The organism is Labilibaculum manganireducens (assembly GCF_002843385.1).
GTDB lineage: Bacteria > Bacteroidota > Bacteroidia > Bacteroidales > Marinifilaceae > Labilibaculum > Labilibaculum manganireducens.
In genome coordinates this window covers 30,455-53,840 of sequence record NZ_MVDE01000009.1, presented here as the reverse complement: position 1 = coordinate 53,840, position 23,386 = coordinate 30,455, and the positions used below count along the sequence as shown (strand labels likewise).

Here is a 23,386-nt window from a genome sequence, read left to right as displayed (position 1 = left end):
TTACACAATTGGGGTGGATGATTTCGGAAAATGAAGAAGTGTGCTTATTGGAGAATGTGTGTTACTTATTGTTTTTGAGTTAGTTGTGTGTAAAGTCGGAGGGGCTCATTCCATAATGTTTGCGGAATACTCTGCTAAAATATTTAGGGTCATTGAATCCAACGGCAAATGCAATATCAGAAATTGGGAGTTTGTTTTCCTGTATCAACTCCATCGCTTTTTTTAATTTGAATGCGTTAATAAAATTTGTAATGTTTAAGTCTGTTATTGCTTTCAATTTTTTGTATAACAAACTGCTGCTTACAAACATTTCGCCGGCAAACTGATTGATTGTGAAGTCGGGATTGGTGTAGTTTTTTTCCAGTATTCGATATACTTTATTAATGAATTCTTCGTCAACAGGGTTTGATGTAATGTTTTCCGCAGAAATGTTTTGCGACGAATTGAACATTCGTTTTAATTTCATTCTGCTTTCAATCAGATTTTTCATTCTAATCTGTAACAGTTGCAGATTGAAAGGTTTTGAAATGTAATCATCAGCACCGGTTTCAAGTCCTTCAACCCAGTTTTCAACCATATTCTTTGCTGTTAACAGGATAATAGGAATATGGCTTGTCTGAATCTCCTTTTTCATACATTTACACAGTTCAATGCCGCTAAGCACCGGCATCATCACATCAGAGATGACTAAATCGGGAGAATGCTTTTTAGCCATCGCAAAGCCAATGTTACCGTTTTCGGCTCCCAGTATTCTATAGTCCTCTTTTAAGGTTTGCATTAGAAAGGTACGCAAATCAAAATTGTCTTCAACAATCAGTACCAATGGTTTTGATTTGTCCTGTTTTCCAGTATTTTCAAATCCTAAATTTGATTCTGGGTTAACCATGTTATGAACTAAGGTATCAACACGGGCTTTTAATTTCACCTCAGCCTGGGTGTTGTTGCGGTCTAAATCTTTTTCATTATAACGATCGGTTGTATATGGCAAATAGACTTGAAAACAGCTTCCTTTTTTGATTTCACTTTGAACTTGAATTTTACCGTGTAATATTTTAATAATCTCAGAGGTTAAAGCTAAGCCAATACCAGAGTTATTCTTGTCTAATTCTCTTTCGGATTCAACATGGTAAAACCGTTCAAAAATATATGGCAGATGTTCTTTTGCAATGCCTTTTCCGTTATCAGTAACTTCAATGTAAGCATAAGGTGCAGGGAAAATATTATCAGCATCTTTCTCTACAAATTTAACTTTCATTGTAATTTCACCATTTTCAGGTGTGTATTTAAAAGCATTGGATAACAAATTGTAAAAAATATTTTCGAGCTTTTCAGCATCAAACCATGTTTCTGAATTTGTTTGCTGTGCTTCAAAATGGTACTTCATTTGCATGTGTTGAGCCAAATTTTCAAATGATTCAAAAATATCATGTAAGAATTCATTTAAATTGCCTTTACTCACAAGCAGATCCATTTTTTCGTTTTCGATTTGCCGGAAATAAATAAGACGGTTGATCAGATGAAGCAGTCGTTTGGCATTTCGGTCAATAATTTTTAAAGTGCTGATTGTGCTTTGATCATCGCTTAATTTTTTCATTAATTGTTCCAGAGGATCAATAATTAGGGTAAGCGGAGTTCTAAATTCGTGCGAGATATTCGTGAAAAAACGCAATCGAAGTTGGTTTACCTGTTTCACTTCCTTGTTTAATTCAATCATCTTGTCGCGCTGTTGGGCAATCTTTTTATTTTGAATTTCAAGTTCAAGTTTTTGTCCGCCAATTAACAGTTGCCTGTCAGCTAATTCCTGATTTGTTTGTTGTAAATACTCAGCCTGGTGTCTTAGTTTGTCTTTTTGTTCTTCAATTTTTTCAGTTCGTTCCAGTACCTGATTCTCTAACTTCTTTTTTTGCTCTTTTAAAAAACGTGTTCTGTATTGAATGTAGCTGATTATTATTAAAACGATTGCAATCAGGAGTATAAATTTAAACCACATTGTTTGCCAAAAAGGTGGATGAACTTTTATTTTTAATTCTGCAATCTTGTCTGACCACATACCATCGCTGTTAGAGGCTTTAACCATGAATTTGTATTCTCCTCCCGAAAGATTTGTGTAATTGGCAAATCTTCTGCTCGAAGGAACATTAACCCAATCCTTATCAACACCTTCCATTTGGTATGAATATTTTATTTTTTCAGGTAAAAAATAATCAAGAGCTGAGAATTCTATCGAGAAAACTGCGTCTTTGTAGGAGAGCTCAATAGAGTTTGTTTCAGATATGGATTTATTTAAAATTACATTGGAATGATATTCTTGTCCAATTTCAACGGGTCTGTTGAATACTGAGAATTCAGTAAAAACAGGTTTGGATGCTTCTTGGTAAGATTCAACATTTTCCGGCATAAAATAGTTCAATCCAGCTATTCCCCCAAAATAAAGTTTGCCATTTTCATCAACATCTGATGCTGACCAATAAAATTGGTTACTTAAAAGTCCATCTTTTACAAAGTAATTTTGAAAAGATTCAGTTTTCGGATTAAATTTAGAAAGACCATTGTCCGTACTGATCCATAAATTGCCTTGTTTGTCTTCTTCTATGGCATAGGCTACATTATTGCACAAACCATTTTGGTCATTATAAGTTATAAATTGAAACTTACCGCTATTATCAATAGTGTATTTACAGATTCCACTTCCGTAGGTACCAATCCATACGGTACCGTCTTTCGATTCAAACAAGGAAATGATGTAATTTCCAGGAAGAGAGAATGAGTTATCCTGCTGATTGAAAAAGGCATCATATTTAATGCTTGTTTTTTGATCAAGTTGATTTAATTCATCTTTTGGAATGCGGAATAATCCATTACGGGTACCAATCCAAACCTTATTTTGCTGATCACTTAAAACACATCCAACCTCAAGAGGGTTTAACAGTTTCATTTTCTTGTCGATATGGGTAAATGTGTTCAGCTTGATATTAAATAAATCGAGTCCTTTTAATGTTCCAATCAGCAATTGGTCTTTATCTAATTCTGTTATTGAGGAAACGAAATTCGAACAGAGACTGTTCGAAACTTCAAAGTTATTACGATAGGTATCAATATTTTTGGTGATTACTGATTTTAGTCTTTTTAAACCGTCTCCCCATGTACCTAACCAAAGTTGTTTACTGCTGTTTCTATATATTGAAGTAATAAAGTTCGCGCCAATTTGTTCTTGAGGTGAATTGCTAAGATTAAAATGGTCAACATTTTCTCCATTATTAACGATTCTGTTTAAACCACCGCCAGCGGTTCCTATCCAAAGAATGTTTTTTTCACTTAAAATTGAGTTGATTGTATTGTGACTTATGCTTTTAGGGTTTAATGGAGTATGAGTGATCGAATAAAAAGGCTTTTGATAAATGTTGTAAAAATTAACACCTCCTTTATCGGTACCTATCCATACATTCCCCTGTTTATCAGCTAATAATGAATTAATGAAGGGGTTGTTTAATTTTTGATCTTCTTTGAAATCATCACCTAAATGATAAAAAGAGTGCGAACTTGGATCAAAAAAGTTTAGTCCGGCCAAAGTACCAACGATGATTGTGCCTGAATTGTCTTCAACAATTTCTGTAATTGCTATGTGGTTTAAACCAGATGAATTCTGTGGCTGATGCGTGTAAAAATAGATTTGTTTATTGTCTGGCTCATATTGATATAAGCCATTAGAGGTTCCGATCCAAACATTTTCTTTTGTGTCAACAAAAATGCAATTTACAACAAGGTTTGCTACGGATTTAATTAGTTTGTTTAATGTAGTATCGTTTTGGAAATTTATCTTGTTAACAATCACCAAACCGTTCTCGGTTCCAATTAAAATATTTTCTTCATGAATTAAAATGTGACTGATGTGTTGGTTTGGCAAAACAATTTCAGTAATCTTCTTAGCTGAATATGAGTCTGTTTTATCTTCCTCAATAAGCCAAACTCCGTCATCTTCTGTCGCTACCCAGATCTTATTTTGTTTATCAATCGATATATGAGGTATGGAGTGTCCGTTTAGATTCGACTTGATATTCTCAGGCAGTGAAAAGCGATTCTCATTAAAAAGGAATCTGGTTAACCCATTTTTTGTTCCAATCCAGATATTTCCTTTGCTGTCTTCACTCATCGATTGAATAAAGTTGTCAGGAATACCGCTAAGATCCTTTGTTTTGTTATAGGTCGTAAAAGTGTAACCATCGTAACGGCACAGTCCGTTCCACGTTCCAAACCACATAAATCCCCGGCTGTCTTGCAAGATACAATCTACTGTGTTTTGCGCTAACCCGTTGTTGTTATTTAAGTAATGGAAACGAATATGCGAAATTGGCGATTTTTGAGTTTCTCCAATAAGTGTATTGCTGCAAAAACAAAGAAGGATAAAGAAACTGGAAAAAATACATCGCCGCATGATATACTGTATTTTTATAATTTTAAATTAAGAGTGTATCGAACTATCAAAATGTGGTATTTGTACAAGTATACTTACATTCTTTGAATGTGCAAAACCAAGAATTCGTAATTTGCATCATTTATTGTTGATTCCGACAGGAATAAATTAACCTTAAAATAAATTAATGCTTGTTATTGCTTAAGAGTTTAATATTATTTTTTTGTAAATTTCGTCGGAAATTTATTTTTTTTTACAAGAAAATAATAAAAGTCAAAAATACTTTATATATTTGAGGAGAAAATTAATATTATGAATCCACAATATAAACACCCAAAATATCATGTTGCTGTCGATTGTGTGATCTTCGGTTATCATGAAGGGGAACTGAAATTATTACTTTATCCAAGAGGATTTGAGCCAGCGATGGGAAGATGGTCTTTGTTAGGAGGATTTGTTCAGGAAGATGAGTCAGCTGATATGGCTGCCCGCAGAGTGCTTAAGAAAACAACAGGGCTGAGTGATATTTACTTAGAACAAGTGCAATCGTTCTCAGATCCGTCAAGAGATGAGGCTACGCGTGTTATTTCGTTAGCATACTATGCATTAATTCGAATTGATAAGTACGATACGGATTTGGTTCGCGAAAATGGAGCGCATTGGTGGCCAATAAGTAAGCTTCCTACTATGATTTTTGATCATGAAAATATGGTTCACGAAGCGTTGGACAGACTCCAGAAAAAAGCAAGTTTTGATTTAATAGGAGAGGAATTGCTTTCAGAGATGTTTACACTCCTGCAATTACGAAATTTATACCAGGCAATTTTTCAGAGGGAGTTTGATCCGGGAAATTTTAGAAAAAAGGTTTTATCCTTAGGGCGACTGGAAAAATTGAATGTTAAAAATACTACAGAATCCAAGAAAGGGGCATTTTATTATCGGGCGATTAAAGGAGATATTGAAAAAACATTTGATAGAGTCGTTAAATTTTAAAGCTTGATAATTTAAACTAAAGAAGCATTTTTTTGCTTTTTTTACTTAGTATAAAAGTAGAAAGTACTGATAAAATACTTATTTGAATCTGCTGGTAAATCTTATTGTTATTAATGTGAAGATTAATTGTATTTAATAAAAAAGTATAAAATACTATAAGAATAAAATGAAAGAGCTAAAAGAAAAAGAGATTTGGTTTGTAACCGGAAGTCAACACTTGTATGGTCCCGAGACACTAAAACAAGTAAAAGATAATTCAGAAGAAATTGCTGAAGGGCTTAATGCATCAGACGCAATTCCTGTAAAAATTGTTTTTAAATCGGTATTAACAACTCCTGACGAAATTTATAATTGTTGTCTTGAGGCAAATACAGACAACAACTGTATTGGATTGATTACATGGATGCATACTTTTTCCCCATCTAAAATGTGGATACAAGGTTTAAGTATATTGAGCAAACCATTTGCACATTTACATACTCAGTACAACAGAGATATTCCATGGAGTGAGATTGATATGGATTTCATGAATTTGAATCAATCAGCACATGGCGGCCGTGAGTTTGGATTTATCTGCACACGATTGCGATTAAACCGTAAGGTGATTGTAGGTCATTGGAAAGATGAAAAAGTTCGCAAAACCTTAGGAAGCTGGACAAGATCTGCTGTTGGATATAATGAATCCAAAAATTTAAAAATTTGTCGTTTTGGCGATAATATGCGTCATGTTGCCGTAACAGAAGGCGATAAAGTTGAAGCTCAGAAAATATTGGGCTGGCAAGTAAATTATCACGGGGTTGGTGATCTTGTTGTTAGTATGGATTCGATAACAGAGCAAGAAATTGATTCTTTAATGGATGTTTATGCTGTCGAATACAAATTGGCAGATAAAACAAATTCAAACATTCGTTATCAGGCTAAGATAGAATTGGGAATGAAGAAATTCCTGGATGCAAATGGATATAAGGCTTTTACTACCAATTTTGAAGACTTGCATGGGTTGAAACAACTTCCGGGATTGGCTTCTCAACGATTAATGGAACAAGGTTACGGTTTTGGAGCTGAAGGAGACTGGAAACAATCTGCTTTGGTAAGAATCATGAAAGTAATGTCGGCTGGTATGAAAGGCGGATGTTCTTTTATGGAAGATTATACTTACCATCTTGATCCAGCTTGTCCTTCAGTATTAAGTGCACACATGCTTGAGATTTGTCCTTCAATTGCTAAAGAAACTCCAAGTATCGAAGTTCATCCACTTGGCATAGGCGGAAAAGATGCTCCTGCCCGTTTTGTATTCGATGTGCCTGAAGGGGAGGGAATAAATGCAACTCTTGTTGATATGGGAGGACGTATGCGAATGATTGTTAATCCTGTGACAGTTATTACACCTAAAGCATTGCCAAAACTTCCTGTTGCCCGTGCCCTATGGGTTCCACAACCAAATCTGGAAATTGGTGCTGCTGCATGGATTCTTGCCGGAGGTGCTCATCACACTAGTTTTAGCATGGCATTAAACAAAGAATGTCTTGAAGACTTTGCCGAAATGGTTGGTGTTGAATTCGTAACGATTGAAAATACAACAACAATTTCAGATTTTAAAAAAGAGCTAAAATGGAATGATTTATATTACCATTTAGCGAAGGGATTGTAGCGTATATCAAATATCATTTAAACAATACTAATTCAAAATACTCTCGGCTTTTTTGCTGAGAGTATTTATAAAACTAATCACTATGAATGCAGGTTTTACGGCCATTGATTATGCTGTTTTTATTGCTTATGCAATATTAATTGTAAGTCTCGGTTTATGGATTTCCCGAGGAAAAAAAGGTGTAGAGGAAAGTTCTAAAGATTATTTTTTAGCTGGAGGTACACTTTCCTGGTGGGCTATTGGAGCATCTTTAATTGCAGCAAATATTTCTGCTGAACAATTTATTGGTATGTCTGGTTCTGGCTTTGTTGTTGGTTTGGGAATTGCAGCTTATGAGTGGATTGCTGCGATTACTCTTATTTTAGTTGCAAAGTTTCTATTGCCGCAAATGATCGATAAGAAAATTTACACAATGCCTCAGTTTGCCAAGGAAAGATATGGCAGCGGAGTCAGTTTCTTTTTCTCATTTTTCTGGTTATTGGTTTACGTTTTTGTAAATCTTACTTCTGTTGCTTGGTTAGGAGCTATTGCAATGGATCAAATTCTTGGATTCCCAATGGAATATGGAGTGCCGGCTTTACTTCTTTTTGCTGGTATATATTCTGTTTACGGCGGTCTTAAAGCTGTTGCCTGGACTGATGTTGTGCAGGTTGTCTTCCTTGTTGGAGGAGGATTAATAACTGCATGGTTTGCTTTGGATGCAGTAGCAGGTGATGGTTCTGCAATAGATGGTTTTTTGCTGGTTCTTAGTAAAGTTAGAGAAGTTCCCGGAGATGTTCATTTCAATATGATTATTGATGAAAATATAGATGCGACAGTCTTCAAAGATTTACCTGGTCTTGCTGTTATTTTTGGAGCTATGTGGCTTACCAATATTGGATACTGGGGTTTTAATCAGTACATTATTCAAAAAGGATTAGCGGCTAAAAATTTGAAAGAAGCAAAAAGAGGACTTCTTTTTGCAGGATATTTAAAAATTCTAATTCCGATTATTGTTATCGTACCAGGTATTACTGCTTACGTAATGTTTAATCATCCTGATTTAAGAGGAGCTATTGATGGATTATCAGGTGCTATTGACAGACCGGATCAGGCGTATCCTTGGTTGCTTCGTAATTTTGCTCCTGAAGGGATTCGAGGTTTAGGGTTTGCAGCACTTGCCGCGGCAGTTGTATCGTCTTTAGCTTCGATGCTGAATTCAACAGCAACAATTTTCACTCTTGATATTTATAAAGAGCATATTAATAAAAATGCATCCGAAAAGAAATTGGTATTGGTGGGGCGTCTTACTGCCGTTTTTGCCTTAATAATCGCTATCGTTTCTGCGAAACCATTGTTGGGAGGATTGGATCAGGCATTTCAGTACATTCAGGAATACACCGGATTTATTTATCCTGGGGTAGTTGTTGTATTTGGAATGGGAATTCTTTGGAAACGAGCAACCAACAGAGCAGCTCTTTGGACTACTATTGCTACTTTACCAATGGGGATTTTTATGAAAATGTTATTGCCGGAATTGCCATTTATTATTCGCATGGGATATGTTTGTATGGCTTTAATTTCTTTGGCAGTAATTCTGGTTCTTACTGATAGTCATAAAATAGAAGCTGAAAAAATTTCAGAAAAAAATCGTGAGAAGTTGCTTTTGGGTGGTAAACTATTTACTGGATTAACAATTATTACTTTAGTTGCAGGTATTGTTTGGGGTACTGATTTGTTTGGTGTTAGTTTAGCTCATCTAGGTTTTCATTCAATTTTCATGATGACATTTATGATGGCCTTTTTGGCCGTAATCATGTTTACCAATGCAAATTCCAAGAAACAGGATGGCAAGGCGTACTCTTTCGATCCTGAACTTTTCCAGACAGATAAAACATTCTTTATTAGTGCAATGGGTATTGTTGTGATTATTGTTGCATTATATGCTTATTTCTGGTAAAATAATATAATAGGTGTGAATTAAATTGCCTGGTAGTTGAGTTAAATATGGTAAGGTTAATAACTATCAGGCAATTTTTAAAATTCAAATAATGGACTTAAATAAGTTAAAAGAAGAGGTTTTTAAAGCCAATCTTGAATTGGTGCAATACGGATTGGTACTCTTTACATGGGGAAATGTAAGTGCTGTTGACCGGGAAAATGGTTTGGTTGTAATAAAACCAAGTGGTGTTTCCTATTCCGAAATGAAGAGTGAAGACATGGTTGTGGTTGATTTGGACGGGAATGTTGTGGAAGGCAAATTACGTCCTTCATCAGATACGCCTACTCATCTTGAGCTGTATAAAAGTTTTAAAGAGATTGGCGGAATTGTTCATACTCATTCAACTTATGCAACCGGATGGTCACAAGCAGGAATTGGGATTCCAATACTGGGAACTACACATGCTGATTATTTTAACGGACAAATTCCTTGTACACGGGATATGAATGAAGCTGAGGTAAAGGGAGCTTATGAAAAAGAAACAGGCACCGTTATAATTGAAGCATTTAAAGAATTGAATCCGATGCATGTTCCTGGTGTGATTGTTAAAAATCATGGTCCGTTTACCTGGGGGAAAAATGCAAATGATGCTGTTCACAATAGTGTTGTTTTAGAGGAGCTGGCCAAAATGGCTTTCATAGCAAAAACCATTCAGCCAAATGCCTCAATGAATTCTCTTCTGACTGATAAGCATTTTAGTCGCAAACATGGTAAAGATTCATATTACGGTCAGTAGGTAAAACTGCTTTGATTTAATGATTAAAAATACAGTTTATGAGTGCAAAGAAATATGTAATAGGTCTTGATTATGGTTCAGATTCAGGAAGGGCTGTTGTAGTAGATGTTGCTACCGGAGAAGAAATTGCATCGTCGGTTATGAATTATCCCCGATGGATGGAAGGTAAGTATTGTGATCCTGTAAAGAATCAATATCGCCAACATCCATTGGATTATATAGAAGTTATGGAGTATCTGATTAAAGATGCTCTGGAAAAATCGCCAAAAGGGGTTGCCGGAAGTCTGGTGGGGCTTTCATTTGATACAACAGGAAGTACTCCTGTGTTGACGGATGAAAATGGCACTCCTTTGGCTTTATTGCCTGAATATGCAGAAAATCCGAATGCAATGTTTGTATTGTGGAAGGATCATACTGCAGTTAAGGAAGCTGCCGAAATTAACGAATTGGTGAAAAAATGGGATGTTGATTATTCTCAATATGAAGGTGGAATATATTCTTCGGAATGGGTGTGGGCAAAAATGCTGCACGTATTGCGTGATGATGAATCCATACGGGATAAAGCAGTTTCCTGGATAGAGCATTGCGATTGGATGTCGGCGGTATTAACAGGAAAACTGAAGCCAACAGAAGTGGTGCGCAGCCGCTGTTCAGCAGGTCATAAAGCAATGTGGCATGAGTCATGGAATGGATTGCCTTCAGAGGAATTTCTGACCAGTCTCGATCCTTTATTAAAGGGTTACCGCGATCAGTTATATAAAGAAACTTATACGAGTGATGTTTCTGTGGGGAAAATTTCTCCAGAATGGGCTGAACGTTTGGGTATAAGCACCGACGTAGCTGTTGGAGTTGGAGCATTTGATTGCCACATGGGTGCTGTTGGGGGCGAGGTAACTCCAAACGTATTGGCACGGGCAATAGGAACTTCAACCTGCGATATCATGATCGCTTCTTACGATCAGATTGGTGATAAATTGATTCCTGGTATTTGCGGACAAGTAGATGGTTCGGTAATTCCTGGTTATGTTGGGTTGGAAGCAGGACAATCAGCTTTTGGTGATTTGTATGCATGGTTTAAAAATGTTGTTGCCTGGCCAATCGAAAATATCCTTTCAAAAACGACTTTGATTGATGAGGAAACCCGTGAAAAATTGATTGATGAAGCTATTTCGAAGATTATTCCGGAGTTAAGCAAAGAAGCTGAAAAAATTTCAATCGAAGAATCTACAATTGTGGCTGTTGATTGGATGAACGGACGACGCACTCCAGATGCAAGTCAGGAAGTAACTGGTTCTATTGCTGGTTTAACTTTGGGTTCATCGGCACCTCGTATTTTTAGAGCATTGGTGGAAGCAACTGCTTTTGGGTCAAAAGCTATTGTCGATCGTTTTGTTCGTGAAGGTGTTGAGATTAAAGGAATAATTGGTTTAGGTGGAGTAGCTAAGAAGTCACCTTTTGTGATGCAGACTTTAGCCGATGTGTTGAATATGCCGATAAAAATTGCGCGTACCGAGCAAACATGTGCTTGCGGTGCAGCAATGTTTGCCGCTGTTGCTGCCGGAGTTTATAAAACAGTAGGAGAAGCTCAAAAAGCAATGGGGCAAGGTTTTGATATGGAATACATACCTAATCCGGATCACGCTAAAAAGTATCTGGAGATTTACGAAAAGTATGTGAAATTAGGAACTTTCACCGAGCAGGAATTGTTTGGAAAAGATAAAATAGTTGAAACAACAGGACAAATTAGTTAGATTAGTTAGCGGGAAACCGAGGGGGAAATGTTAAGTTTCATTCCCTCGGTTTTTTTGTAACATTTCGGAGTTTATGCAAGCTTCATTTAAAAATTAGTGGTGAATTTAGAATCGATTAATATTGATCTTTTCAGGATTTATGCAATGAGAAGAAATTGATAACAATAAACTAAATATTATGAAACTATTAAATGTGTTATGTGTTGTAATTATTCCTGTTATGATGAGTTGTCAGAAGCCACAAAAAAAGGAATTGATTTCTGAAACAGATTTTTCTTGTGATTATAATGGAAAAAAGGTTGAACTTTTTACATTAACTAATAAGAATGGTCTGGTTTGTCAGTTAACAAATTTTGGAGCAAGAGTTGTTAGTTTATGGGTGCCGGATAAAAACGGAAATTTTGCTGATGTTGCTGTTGGATATGGAACAGGAAAGGATTTTATAGATAAAAAAGAATATTTTTTTGGGGGAACAATAGGTCGTTATGGAAACCGAATTGGTCAGGCTAAATTCACTCTGGATGGAATCGAATATCAGCTTGAAGCAAACAATGGAGAGAATCATTTGCATGGTGGATCAAATGGTTTTTACCGACAAATTTGGGATGTGAATCAAATTGATAAGCAAACTTTGGAGTTTAGCCTTCATTCAGCCGATATGGACGGAGGATACCCTGGTAATGTTGATGTAAAAGTAAGATATCAGTTCACAGATGATAACGAATTAAAAATCGAATACTTTGGAACAACAGATAAGCTTACGGTTTTAAATCTTACCAATCATACTTATTTTAATCTTAAAGGAGCAGGAGCAGGAACAATTAACGATCATCAGTTAATGATCAATGCTGATTCTTTCACTCCCGTTGATGCCGGTTTAATTCCAACAGGTGAAATTTTACCTGTAAAAGGAACAGCATTCGATTTTAATAATTTGACTGCTATTGGCGAACGTGTTGATAATGATGAAACGCAGTTAAGCTATGGTAAAGGTTACGACCACAATTGGGTGTTGAATCAATCAGACGAAAAGCTGACTTTAGCAGCAAAAGTGGTTGAGCCATCATCGGGAAGAATTCTGGAAGTTTATACCAATGAACCTGGAATTCAGTTTTATGGTGGTAATTTTTTAGATGGAGTTGTTGGTAAAGGGAATAAGAAATATGATTTTCGAACTGCATTTTGTTTGGAAACACAACATTTCCCAGACAGCCCAAATCAGGCAAACTTTCCTGATGTGACAGTTACACCGGGAGAAGAGTATTATTCAATTTGTATTTACAAATTTTCAAGCAAATAATTTTTAGTTAGTGTAAGTGAAACAGGCTGAATCTGTAATGGATTCAGCCTGTTTTATTTCTATTGCGAGTAAAAGAGTTTACAATTCAATTAAATTTCGTTCGAATAAATTGAGAGGTTCGCATCCATCCTTTGTTACCAATAGAGAGTCTTCGATACGCAAACCACCCCATTCGGGGATATAGATTCCAGGTTCCATTGTGATCACCATGCCCGATTGAAATGTAAATGATGCATCGTCTCTGATAAAAGGGGGTTCATGTATGTCCAATCCAACTCCATGACCAATTCCCGGATAATAATATTCTAAATATTTAGAAGGTATTTGTTTTCGCACCATCTCAGCAATTTCTTTTCCCTCAACTCCCTCCCTTATTGAATTGATGGCTAGTTGGCCGGCATTATTTATACAATCGTAAATTTCTCTTTGCTGATCGTTTACTTGTCCAAGAACAAAACTTCGGCTTATATCTGCATGATAGCCATTGTATAAAGCACCAAAATCGAACAGGATTAAATCACCATTTTCGACACGTTTTTTACCTGGTTTCCCATGTAACAGGGAAGTTCTTTTTCCTGACAACACCATCGTTTCAAAAGAAAGATTATCTGCGCCGCACTTTTTAAGGTTGTATTCAAGTTCAGCAACGATATCAATTTCCATAACTCCTTCTTTTATTAAAGAGAGTGTGTTTTCAAGTGCCTTATCGGAAATTTGGCTGGCTTTTCTCAGATTTTCAATTTCATCTTTGGATTTTATAATACGAATCTGTTCCACTAAATTTTGAGTAGGAACTTTTTCACCATTAATTTCAGAATATTCCTGAAATGTGATATGATTACTTTCAAACCCAATTCTTTGAATGAGTAAGGATTTAATGAGAAAATCATAAGTTAAAGAATTGTATCTCTTGTCGTTAATCCATTCAAATACAGTTATATCCTTATAGCATTCATTTTTGGCCTGTTCAGTATATCTGGGGTCTGTTATCAGATAACAGGATTGATTTGCTATGAGCAAGCGTGATGAATCTCCTGTGAAACCCGATAAATAGGTAACATTTGATTCGGAGGTAACCAGTAAAGCATCAATATCCTGTTCTTTTAATAGCTGAAGTGCTTTTTGTATTCTTTCCATGTTTATATTTTCAAATGAGCTTGATGTAGATTCTATGTAAAGTAAATAAAAATTCAAATTCACAACTGCAACAAATGTGTACCAAACTTATATAGGTGTTTTATTTTCCGCTGTAGAAAGAATATATCTATATTAGAAACAGAGAGTAAAAGATTCAAGAAAATTACGATGTTTTAAAACGTATTTAGTACCTTTAAATTCCAATTTAAAGTCTTGTGTTTAGGTAGTTATATGGGGTGTTAGGGCTTTTATTAAAATAATATTTATTTGTATGAATAGAATGATTTTAATTGTTTTTGCTTTCGTTTGCTCAACTTTGGGAAATTTAGCTCAAGCGGATAATGATTTCTTAAAATTTGTTCATTATACAAATGTGGATGGATTGCCATCATCCTATGTGAAGAGTATAACACAAGATCAGGATGGTTTTATCTGGGCTGCAACAAGAAGCTCTGTATGTCGGTTTGATGGAAATAAATTTGAAAATTTTCAATGCATTGATGATGGTAAGTATTCGGATATACAGAGTGATAAAATTTTTGTATTGTGTGATACAATTTTAGTGTGTAGAACAATTAAAGGAAAGTTTTATCAATTTGATTTTAATAATGAATATTTTAAACCCTATGAACCATTAAATGAAATAAAGGGGCTGGAGATTATTGTTCCAACTGAAGGAGGTGCATGGTTATGTGTTCAGCAGCAATTAAAATATTTTGACGGTGAAAGTGGTCAATGTATAAATCTGGAAGATAAAATTAAATTTGCGGTCTTACCTAAGGATACGAAAATTGTTGATGTTAGGGAAAAAAACAATAAAATTGTTGCTTTAACAGAGAATTCGATCATATATGTTATAGATCTTGATAAGAGATTTGTGAAGGGGATAGACTTACCCCCAGAGGCGAAAGGAGAATCCTTTTTGGGATTTTTTTTAGATAGCAGCAATAAGATCTGGCTGGCAACCTCTAATACCGGTATTTGCCGGATTAATATAGAGAATGGGCAATACATTCATTTTTCAGAAGAACAAAAAGGTTCGCGCCATATATTGCACAATATGGTGCATTGTTTGGCTGAAGATTCGATTGGAAGGGTTTGGATGGGGACCGAAAACGGACTGTGTGTTTGGTCACCAGCCACAGAGAAATTCACCTATCAGCAGTTTGATCTGACCAATCCTGATGGAATCAATACCAATCCGATATATAATGCTTTTAAGGACAGTAGTGGAAATATTTGGTTTGGATCCTATTTTGGGGGGATAAATCTATGGTGTTCTAATTCAAGGTTTTTTAAGAAATGGAAGGCCGGAACTGGTACAAGAGATTTATCAGGTAATGTAGTTAGTTGTTTGGTTGAAGATCAGAAAGGAGATCTATGGATTGGCCTTGAAGATATGGGGTTGAATAAAATGAATATTTCAACTGGAGAGATAACGAAATTCCAAAGTTGCGTAGAGGGTAATGGCTTGAATTTTAATAATTTGCACTGTCTAATTTTTGAATCCCCCGAAAGATTATGGATTGGAACCTATACCCATGGGATTAATATTTTAAATACTAAAACAGGTCGGTTTGAATACATAACAACAAAAAATCACCCTTTATTACCCTCCGATAATATTTATCATTTTTTGAAAAAGGGAAATCTGATCTATATTTCAACAAGTAGTGGTGTTGCAGTTTTTAATACAATAAGCAAGTCGATATCTCCATTTTTTAAAGAAATATTGGGCGGAGTGCAAATCGAATATATGTGTGATGCCGGTGAATACATCTGGCTTTCATCATTTACAGGTGTGTATCGTTATAACGTGCAGGATCAAACGCTGTCAAAATTTGATAAGATTCCTTTTATGAAAGGAATAAATTTTGTAAAAATAGATTCAAAAAGACGAGTTTGGATAGGTGACTCTTATGAGGCACTTTGTTATTACGATGAAGCGAATGATAAAGTGGTTCGATTCAATAATGATAATGGATTTCCTGTTTCGTGGATTTTTGGTTTGGAAGAAGAAGAAAATGGTGATTTTTGGGCCAGCAGTGATAAGGGCTTGGTTAAATTCAATCCTGAATCAAAGAAATACACTTTATTTGATCTTGATTCAGGCATTCCTTTTGAACAATTCAATTACAGAGCTTCGTATAAGGATAGTCGTGGGAACATATATTTTGGTGGAAATAATGGGATGGTTTCATTTTATGAATCGGGAGAAGAAGTTAAATCTAAACCTCTGGATGTTGTGTTTACCGAAATGCAGCTATTCAATAAAGCTGTAGTTCCTGGTGTTAATTCACCGCTTAAAAAATCACTGAACAGATCATCTGAAATCAACTTAAAATATAAAGAAAATGTTTTTACAATAGGTTATACTGCACTAAACTATGAAAATCAAGGTAAGTGTCAGTATGCTTATTATCTTGAGAATTTTGATAAATCATGGAATTACGTTGGAAACAGGGGGTTTGCTACCTATACCAATCTTAGTCCGGGAAATTATACTCTTCATGTTAAGGCTTCTACCGATAAATCGGAATGGAGCGATCATCAACGATCAATCAATATCCATGTTAAACCGCCATTTTATCTGTCCATATGGGGTTATCTAATTTATTTTTTTATTGTTTGTTTCATATTTACAGGTATTTATTTTGTTGGTTCCCGCATTCAAAAATCTAAGGCTATTGCTAATCTGGAAAGACGTGAGAAAGAATATGCCGTAGAGTTGAATCAGGCAAAACTTGAATTTTTCACTAATATTTCACATGAATTCAGAACTCCTTTATCATTAATTATTGGTCCTCTTTCGAATATGATTGAAAATGAGAATATCAGTTTTTCGGTAAAACAGAAATTTATTGGGATTGAAAAAAATGTAAAAAGGTTATTACGGCTTGTAAATGAAATGCTTGATTTTAGAAAGGTAGAGCGGGGAAAAGAAACATTACAGGTCAGCAAAAACAATATCAATACTCTTTTACAGGACTTGAAGGAATCATTTTCGACTACAGCTGAAATGAAAGGTGTTGATCTTATCCTTGATACAGAAGGTTCTGATTCCGAAGTATGGTTTGATTATTCTAAAATGGAAAAGGTGCTTGTTAATTTATTATCCAATGCTTTCAACTTTACAGACAAGGGTGATTCAATCAGACTGACCGGAAAGGTGCAAAACGAAATTTGTTTAGATAAAGAATTGAAACAGACTCTTGTGTTGTCGGTGTTGGATACTGGACATGGAATAGAATCCAATAAGCTTGATAAAATTTTTGACAGGTATTTTCAAGCCGAAGATAAGGTCAAAGTTTATTCAGGATCGGGAATTGGATTGGCATTTGTAAAGGGATTGGTTACTCTTCATAAAGGAAGTATAGTTGTAGAAAGTAAACTTCAGGAGGGGACTAAATTTACGATTTCACTACCAGTATCTGAATCGGATTACTCTGATGATGAATTGACAGACTGTTGCGGCAGGAGAAGTATTCTTGAGGATATTGAAGTGGAAGACGATCATAAGAGTTATGCTTTGGCAGATAAACCGGAACAAATAAAAAATTCGCCGTCCATTTTGGTCATTGATGATAATCTGGAATTGCTTGAATTTATTCGTGAAAGTCTTCAGGAAGATTATAATGTAACAACGGCTTCAAATGGTGAAGAGGGGCTGATCCGAATTGCTGAATGTGCTCCGGAACTCATTATTAGTGATGTTATGATGCCGGGAATTGACGGTTTGGAACTAACGAAAAGAATAAAAACCAATATTGAAACATCGCACATTCCAATAATTTTATTAACTGCAAAAGGAGGAACTAATAATGAATACATCGGTTTAAAAACGGGTGCTGATTTATTTATTGAGAAGCCTTTTTACCCACAGATATTAAGTCAGAATATTTGTAATATATTAAATACCAGAAGAAATGTTATTGAGCGATTTAAGAAAGATGCCTTTATTGCACCTGCTGACATAACTCATTCTGAATCGGATCGTGAGTTTGTTCAGAGTCTTACTTCTCTTATCATTGAAAATTTAGATCAATCTTCAATGGATGTTTCTTTTATCACAAAGGAAATGGGGATTAGCAGATCTCTTTTGCATATTAAATTGAAAAGAATAACGGATTGTTCGGCAACTGAATTTGTTCGTACTGTTCGGTTAAGAGAGGCTGTGAAATTAATTTCTGATGGGAAATGTAATATCTCTGAAGCTGCTTATCGAACAGGATTTTCCAATCCTGCCTATTTTAGCCGAAGATTTAAAGAATTTTTCGGGAAATCTCCGCGTGATTATTTTGAAATTTAGTTTTCATTTTCCTTATTTTTTGACAAGAGACTTCCTGCATCATTAAAATTCTGAGTTTTTATTATTGATTTTTTTTCTCAATTGAAGTTTGAACTGCATAATTTCTATTTTTTCGGAATCGATTTCAATGAATTTCATCTTCTGTCTTTGTCAGACATTTATCTTCCATATTGTAATATCTCGAAAGCTCATAGTTTTATTGGTCAAGATATTGATATTCAGTAGTATTTATTGTCGTATTACTTTCAATTACACATGTGTGTATGTTATTTCAACATACGTGCATGCACTTTTGTCATTGTAAATACATCTTTGAAATATCAAAATGATCCTAAATCTATTTATAAAATTAGAAACGTATGAGAAAAAAACTAGAACAAAAGAGTAGAAGTAATTTAAAACATTATCAGTTGATGTTTTTATTATTTCTAAGTGTTGTGTTTTGTTCCTCAACTATTGGCTTAGCCCAGGAAAAAGTTGAAGGAATTGTTTTGGATGAAATAGGTTCTCCTTTACCTGGAGTTACTGTTCTTATTAAAAGTACAACAATTGGTACCATTACTAACTCTGAAGGATATTTTAATCTTGATGCAAAAGTGGGTGATATTGTAAGTATATCTTTTATTGGATATAAAACTTATGATATTAATGTAGTAAAAGAAATGCCAAAGCAGGAAGTGCATTTAGAAGCTGATTTTGTTGGCTTGGAAGAGGTTGTGGCAATTGGTTATGGAACCCAGCGAAAAGGGGATGTAACTAGTGCGATAACCAGTGTAAAATCAGAAGATTTTATTGTTGGTAAAATTGGTGATGCCGCCGAGCTTGTAAAAGGAAAAATTGCCGGTTTGAGCATTACTAAATCTTCAGGTGATCCGAATGCAACATCAAGCATAATGCTTCGTGGTATTACTACGATTAAAGGTAGTGTTCAACCACTTGTATTGGTAGATGGAATTGAGGGGTCGTTAACTACAGTAGCACCCGAAAATATTGCTTCAATCGACGTTTTAAAAGATGCTTCGGCTGCAGCTATTTATGGTACGCGTGGTGCCAACGGAGTAATTATTATTAGTACTAAATCGGGTAAACGCGATTCTCAGGCAACCGCGACTTATTCTGCTTATGTCTCATTATCAGAATGGTACAAGACTCTCGATTTTATGGATACTAATGATATTATTTATGGTCGCACTAATTTCGAATATGGAGGTTATGATACAGACTGGTTGGAGGCTGTTAGCAGAAAAGCAGGCTATACGCAAAATCATTCGCTGAGTTTGACAGGTGGTACTAAATCTTCGACATACGCTGCTAGCATTACGTTTTCGGACGAAGAAGGAATAATGCGTAAGAGTGATAGCAATGACATTAAAGCCCAGATGGACTTTAGTCAATATGCGATGAATGACATTCTGAAGTTCAATATTAATGTACTTTACACGACTCATAAGAACACAAATAACAACAATAATTACGTGTATCGTCAGGCTTTAATACGTAATCCTTCCTCACCTGTTTACAATGAAGATGGCACTTATTTCGAAGAATTTAGTCGTTTTCAATATTTTAATCCGGTTGCCATTCAAAATGAAATGATTGGAGATACCCGTACTAAATATGCGCGTGTAACCGGTAATATCACTTTTGAGCCGATTAAAGGCTGGAAAACCAATCTGATGTTGTCAAAAAAAGAAATAGAAACAACTGGTGAAACATACTATACCAGCCAGTATTATACTCAGGCTACAGGTGGTATAAAAGGTTCTGCTTCAAAATCATCGGGTAACGATGTTAGTGATAATCTGGAACTTACTACCAGCTACGATTTTTCAATTGAAAAGAGTCGTATAAGTGCAATTGTAGGTTATAGCTATTTATATAACGTTCACGATGGATTTAGCGCATCGAACTCTAATTTTCCTTCAGAATCTTATTTGTATAATAATTTAGGACAAGGTACTTATCTGTCAGATGAAGACCATGTGGCAGGCATGGCTTCTGACAAGAGAGACGATAAATTAGTTGGTTTTTTCGGACGTGCAACTTATGGTTATGACAATCGTTTTAATGCAATGGTAAGTTTTCGTCGTGAAGGTTCGTCAAAATTTGGTGAAAATAATAAATGGGGTAATTTTCCGGCAGCATCATTAGGATGGACAGTTAGTAACGAAAATTTCATGAAATCCATTTCGTGGTTAACAAATTTAAAACTTCGCACGGGTTATGGTGTAACCGGTGTTATTCCAACTGATTCTTATTTGTCTCTTACCACATTCGACTATGACGCATATGGTAAACATTTAAATACAGACGGTAAGTGGACACCTTCATTGAAAGTAGCTCAAAATCCGAATCCCGATCTTAAATGGGAAAAAACCAGCGAATGGAATATCGGTTTAGACTGGGCTGTTCTTGATTCACGATTGAGTGGAGCCATTGATGTGTATACAAAGAAAACGGTTGACTTACTTTATGATTACGCTGTTCCTGTGCCTCCTAATATGTATGATGTTACGACAGCTAACGTTGGTCAAATGCGTAATAATGGTATTGAGGTAATGGTAAATGCAATTCCTGTTAAAACAAGCGAATTTGAATGGAATTCTACCCTAACTCTTTCTCATAATGAGAATAAGCTCTTGAGTTTATCAAATGATTTGTACGAAACTGATAATTTCTCTGAAGTTGGAGGGGTTGGTGATCCAATTTCTGTAGCAACTCATGCAATGGAGATAGGTCATCGTCTTGGTGATTTCTGGGGATTAAGATCTGTTGGAGTAAGTAAGGACGGTGTTGTGCTGGTTCAAGTGAAGAATGATGATGACACTTGGAGTGTTAAGGAATTTGACACCAAATACAACGAAGAAAAAAACCGTCAGCGTTTGGGAAATGGTCTACCGCAAATTTATGCCGGATGGAGCAATACTTTCCGTTACAAAGGTTTCGATCTTAATCTTCAGTTTACCGGTCAGTTCGGATATCAGATTCTGAATTCTCAGCGTAGTTTTTATGAAAATAACTCTATTGCCTACAACCGTTTAAAGTCGGCGGCCAATTTGTATGGTGCAGTTGATGCTGCCGGTGCAGCGGTTATTAATCCCGAAACAGGCAGTCAGCTGCAGGTAGGCTTGACCAATTCTATGTCGCAAGGTGTATGGAGCGATCATATTGAAAATGGTGATTTTGTAAAACTATCTAACGCAACTTTGGGTTATACCATTCCTCTTTCAGCTAAAGCGAAAAGTTATGTGAATAACCTCCGTGTTTATGTATCGGGTCAAAACCTTTTCTGTATCACAGGTTATTCCGGTCTGGATCCAGAAGTTGATAACAATTTCTTAGCTCCAGGTATTGATGGTCGTGATAAGTATCCTACTGTACGTTCATACACAATTGGACTTTCTGTTAACTTTTAAAATTTGAGAATTATGAAACTCATTAAATATATATTTATTAGTCTTGCTGTAAGCTCTTTATTGATATCAGGAGCATGCACTGATTTGGACGAAAGTGTTTATGATAAACTTACTGATGAAACTGTTGATGTAACCGATTCCGAAGTCGTAGGATCTATGATGGGAGAAGCTTATGCCCAGTTTCGATTTTTGTATTGGGGATGGAATGGCTATTTTGACTTCAATGAGGAGTGCAGCGATACTTATATGACACCCAAACGTATTGGTGTTGGTTGGGGCGATTTGTACGTCAATATGCATAAACATAGCTGGAATTCGGGTCAAGGACATTCAGAAGGTTTGTGGTATTATGCCTATGTTGGTATAGGATATGCCAATAAAACTTTGGATGTATTACCGGATACAGGTTCGGAACAGGCACAGATGCGTTTTTTACGTGCACTCAACTACTATGTATTACTTGATGCCTTTAGAAATGTACCTTTGGAAACAACTCAGGAATTTGAAGCGGGATATTTGCCGGAGCAGGTTACTGCTGACGTTATTTACGATTTTTGTGTGAGTGAATTGGAGGCCATTAAGGACGATCTGGGAACAGCCAAAGTACATGGCTATCCTAACAGATATGCGGCGGATATGGTATTGGCAAAGTTGTATTTGAATCACAATGTATATTTTGAAACAAATGATGATACATATTATGACAAAGCCCTAACTGAAGTAGAAGATATTATCAGTAATGGTGGATATTCTCTTGCTACAAACTACCTTGATAATTTTAAAGAGGATATCTCTACTTCACCGGAAGTAATTTTTGCCCTGCCTCTTGATAAGAAGAATGCGAGTCATAATTACTTAGTTAATAAATGTTTGGTAGGGGCAGGTGCTGCGGCATACGGATTCGATGGTTCTCCTTGGAATGGTAGTTGTGCAGTTCCTCAATTTATTGAAAGTTACGAAGACGGTGATAATCGTTTGGCTTATACATGGGCTGGTGGTATACAATATCAGGCAACTGAAGATGCATCGGGTAACACAATACCTCAATCGGGTGACCCAATTGCTTTCAGCACTGATGATTGGGCTGGTCAGGGCGTTTTGAATTATTCTCAGCAAGTTCACTCTATTGATAACCCTGGTGCTTATCAACAAGAAGGTTACCGTTTTGTTAAATATGAAATTGTGGCTGGCGACGGTGGAACCGGGGGCGACGACGTACCTTTTTTCCGCTTAGCGGATGCAATGTTTATAAAAGCAGAATGTCTGTTGCGTCTTGGACGCGATGAACAAATTGCAGCGGATTTGATTACAGATATACGTATGCGTTCGTTAGAGTCGGTTGCGAAAGCTACACGTACTATTGCTCAATTAAAAGGAGGTAGTATTTACGATTACGGACATCGCGAATATACCAGCGAAGGTTTTGCTAACTGGGATACTTATGTAACAACAAGCGAAGGTGGAGCCGATATTGAGTTAGGTGGCTTGCTTGATGATCTGGGCTGGGAGTTTGTAGGTGAACATCATCGTCGTCAGGATCTTATCCGATTCAAGATGGCAGATGGCAGAAATGTCTTTAATGGTAAGTCGTGGTTTTGTAAAGATGCGACTTCAGAGACTCACTGGAACTATTTTCCGATTCCTAAATCGGCTATAGATGCGAATATTTCTCTCATTCAAAATGAAGGATACTAAAGTTCT

11 protein-coding genes are annotated in these 23,386 nt (G+C 35.8%); 9 read left to right on the top strand and 2 right to left on the bottom strand.

Annotation, left to right across the window (positions count from 1 at the left end):
• Positions 1-79: 79 nt before the first annotated feature.
• Positions 80-4,432: a two-component regulator propeller domain-containing protein gene (locus tag BZG01_RS07800; RefSeq protein ID WP_101309270.1), complete on the bottom strand. Its 4,353-nt coding sequence runs from the start codon at positions 4,430-4,432 to the stop codon at positions 80-82.
• Between the two features lie 291 nt (positions 4,433-4,723).
• Here BZG01_RS07800 and BZG01_RS07795 point away from each other — a divergent pair, with 291 nt between their 5' ends.
• The 6 genes from BZG01_RS07795 (at position 4,724) to BZG01_RS07770 (ending at position 12,823) form a co-directional block, all read left to right on the top strand.
• Positions 4,724-5,404, top strand: coding sequence for an NUDIX hydrolase (locus BZG01_RS07795; RefSeq protein ID WP_101309269.1), 681 nt, complete (start codon positions 4,724-4,726; stop codon positions 5,402-5,404).
• 166 nt (positions 5,405-5,570) lie between these two features.
• Positions 5,571-7,055, top strand: a complete 1,485-nt coding sequence (araA, locus tag BZG01_RS07790) for an L-arabinose isomerase (protein ID WP_101309268.1) — start codon at positions 5,571-5,573, stop codon at positions 7,053-7,055.
• A gap of 82 nt (positions 7,056-7,137) precedes the next feature.
• The gene (locus BZG01_RS07785; protein ID WP_101309267.1) at positions 7,138-8,994 is read left to right on the top strand and encodes a sodium:solute symporter family transporter; all 1,857 of its coding nucleotides are present in this window, start codon (positions 7,138-7,140) and stop codon (positions 8,992-8,994) included.
• 91 nt (positions 8,995-9,085) lie between these two features.
• The gene (locus tag BZG01_RS07780) at positions 9,086-9,772 is read left to right on the top strand and encodes an L-ribulose-5-phosphate 4-epimerase (protein ID WP_101309266.1); all 687 of its coding nucleotides are present in this window, start codon (positions 9,086-9,088) and stop codon (positions 9,770-9,772) included.
• A 38-nt stretch (positions 9,773-9,810) separates the two neighbouring features.
• On the top strand, positions 9,811-11,523 hold the full coding sequence (locus tag BZG01_RS07775) for a ribulokinase (protein ID WP_101309265.1): 1,713 nt from the start codon (positions 9,811-9,813) through the stop codon (positions 11,521-11,523).
• Positions 11,524-11,701: 178 nt separating this feature from the next.
• Entirely contained in the window at positions 11,702-12,823 is a 1,122-nt protein-coding gene (locus tag BZG01_RS07770; protein WP_101309264.1) for an aldose epimerase family protein, read from the top strand.
• A 78-nt stretch (positions 12,824-12,901) separates the two neighbouring features.
• On the opposite strand, the gene BZG01_RS07765 is transcribed toward BZG01_RS07770, so the two are convergent.
• Positions 12,902-13,960 (bottom strand): M24 family metallopeptidase, encoded by a 1,059-nt coding sequence (locus BZG01_RS07765; RefSeq protein WP_101309263.1) that lies wholly within the window; start codon positions 13,958-13,960, stop codon positions 12,902-12,904.
• Between the two features lie 271 nt (positions 13,961-14,231).
• Between BZG01_RS07765 and BZG01_RS07760 the strand changes: the two genes are divergently transcribed.
• The 3 genes from BZG01_RS07760 to BZG01_RS07750 all read left to right on the top strand — a co-directional run bounded on the left by BZG01_RS07760 (position 14,232) and on the right by BZG01_RS07750 (position 23,380).
• Positions 14,232-18,269 carry a hybrid sensor histidine kinase/response regulator transcription factor gene (locus BZG01_RS07760; RefSeq protein ID WP_101309262.1) on the top strand — a complete coding sequence of 1,346 codons (4,038 nt, stop codon included), beginning with the start codon at positions 14,232-14,234 and terminating at the stop codon, positions 18,267-18,269.
• Positions 18,270-18,628: 359 nt separating this feature from the next.
• Positions 18,629-21,685 (top strand): SusC/RagA family TonB-linked outer membrane protein, encoded by a 3,057-nt coding sequence (locus BZG01_RS07755; RefSeq protein ID WP_101309261.1) that lies wholly within the window; start codon positions 18,629-18,631, stop codon positions 21,683-21,685.
• Positions 21,686-21,697: 12 nt separating this feature from the next.
• Positions 21,698-23,380 (top strand): RagB/SusD family nutrient uptake outer membrane protein, encoded by a 1,683-nt coding sequence (locus tag BZG01_RS07750; protein WP_101309260.1) that lies wholly within the window; start codon positions 21,698-21,700, stop codon positions 23,378-23,380.
• Positions 23,381-23,386 lie beyond the last annotated feature (6 nt).

Bases quoted from the DNA above. Each gene is read 5' to 3' on its own strand.
- BZG01_RS07800 (WP_101309270.1), bottom strand. From the start codon at position 4,432: ATGCGGCGATGTATTTTTTCCAGTTTCTTTATCCTTCTTTGTTTTTGC.
- BZG01_RS07795 (WP_101309269.1), top strand. From the start codon at position 4,724: ATGAATCCACAATATAAACACCCAAAATATCATGTTGCTGTCGATTGT.
- araA (WP_101309268.1), top strand. From the start codon at position 5,571: ATGAAAGAGCTAAAAGAAAAAGAGATTTGGTTTGTAACCGGAAGTCAA.
- BZG01_RS07785 (WP_101309267.1), top strand. From the start codon at position 7,138: ATGAATGCAGGTTTTACGGCCATTGATTATGCTGTTTTTATTGCTTAT.
- BZG01_RS07780 (WP_101309266.1), top strand. From the start codon at position 9,086: ATGGACTTAAATAAGTTAAAAGAAGAGGTTTTTAAAGCCAATCTTGAA.
- BZG01_RS07775 (WP_101309265.1), top strand. From the start codon at position 9,811: ATGAGTGCAAAGAAATATGTAATAGGTCTTGATTATGGTTCAGATTCA.
- BZG01_RS07770 (WP_101309264.1), top strand. From the start codon at position 11,702: ATGAAACTATTAAATGTGTTATGTGTTGTAATTATTCCTGTTATGATG.
- BZG01_RS07765 (WP_101309263.1), bottom strand. From the start codon at position 13,960: ATGGAAAGAATACAAAAAGCACTTCAGCTATTAAAAGAACAGGATATT.
- BZG01_RS07760 (WP_101309262.1), top strand. From the start codon at position 14,232: ATGAATAGAATGATTTTAATTGTTTTTGCTTTCGTTTGCTCAACTTTG.
- BZG01_RS07755 (WP_101309261.1), top strand. From the start codon at position 18,629: ATGAGAAAAAAACTAGAACAAAAGAGTAGAAGTAATTTAAAACATTAT.
- BZG01_RS07750 (WP_101309260.1), top strand. From the start codon at position 21,698: ATGAAACTCATTAAATATATATTTATTAGTCTTGCTGTAAGCTCTTTA.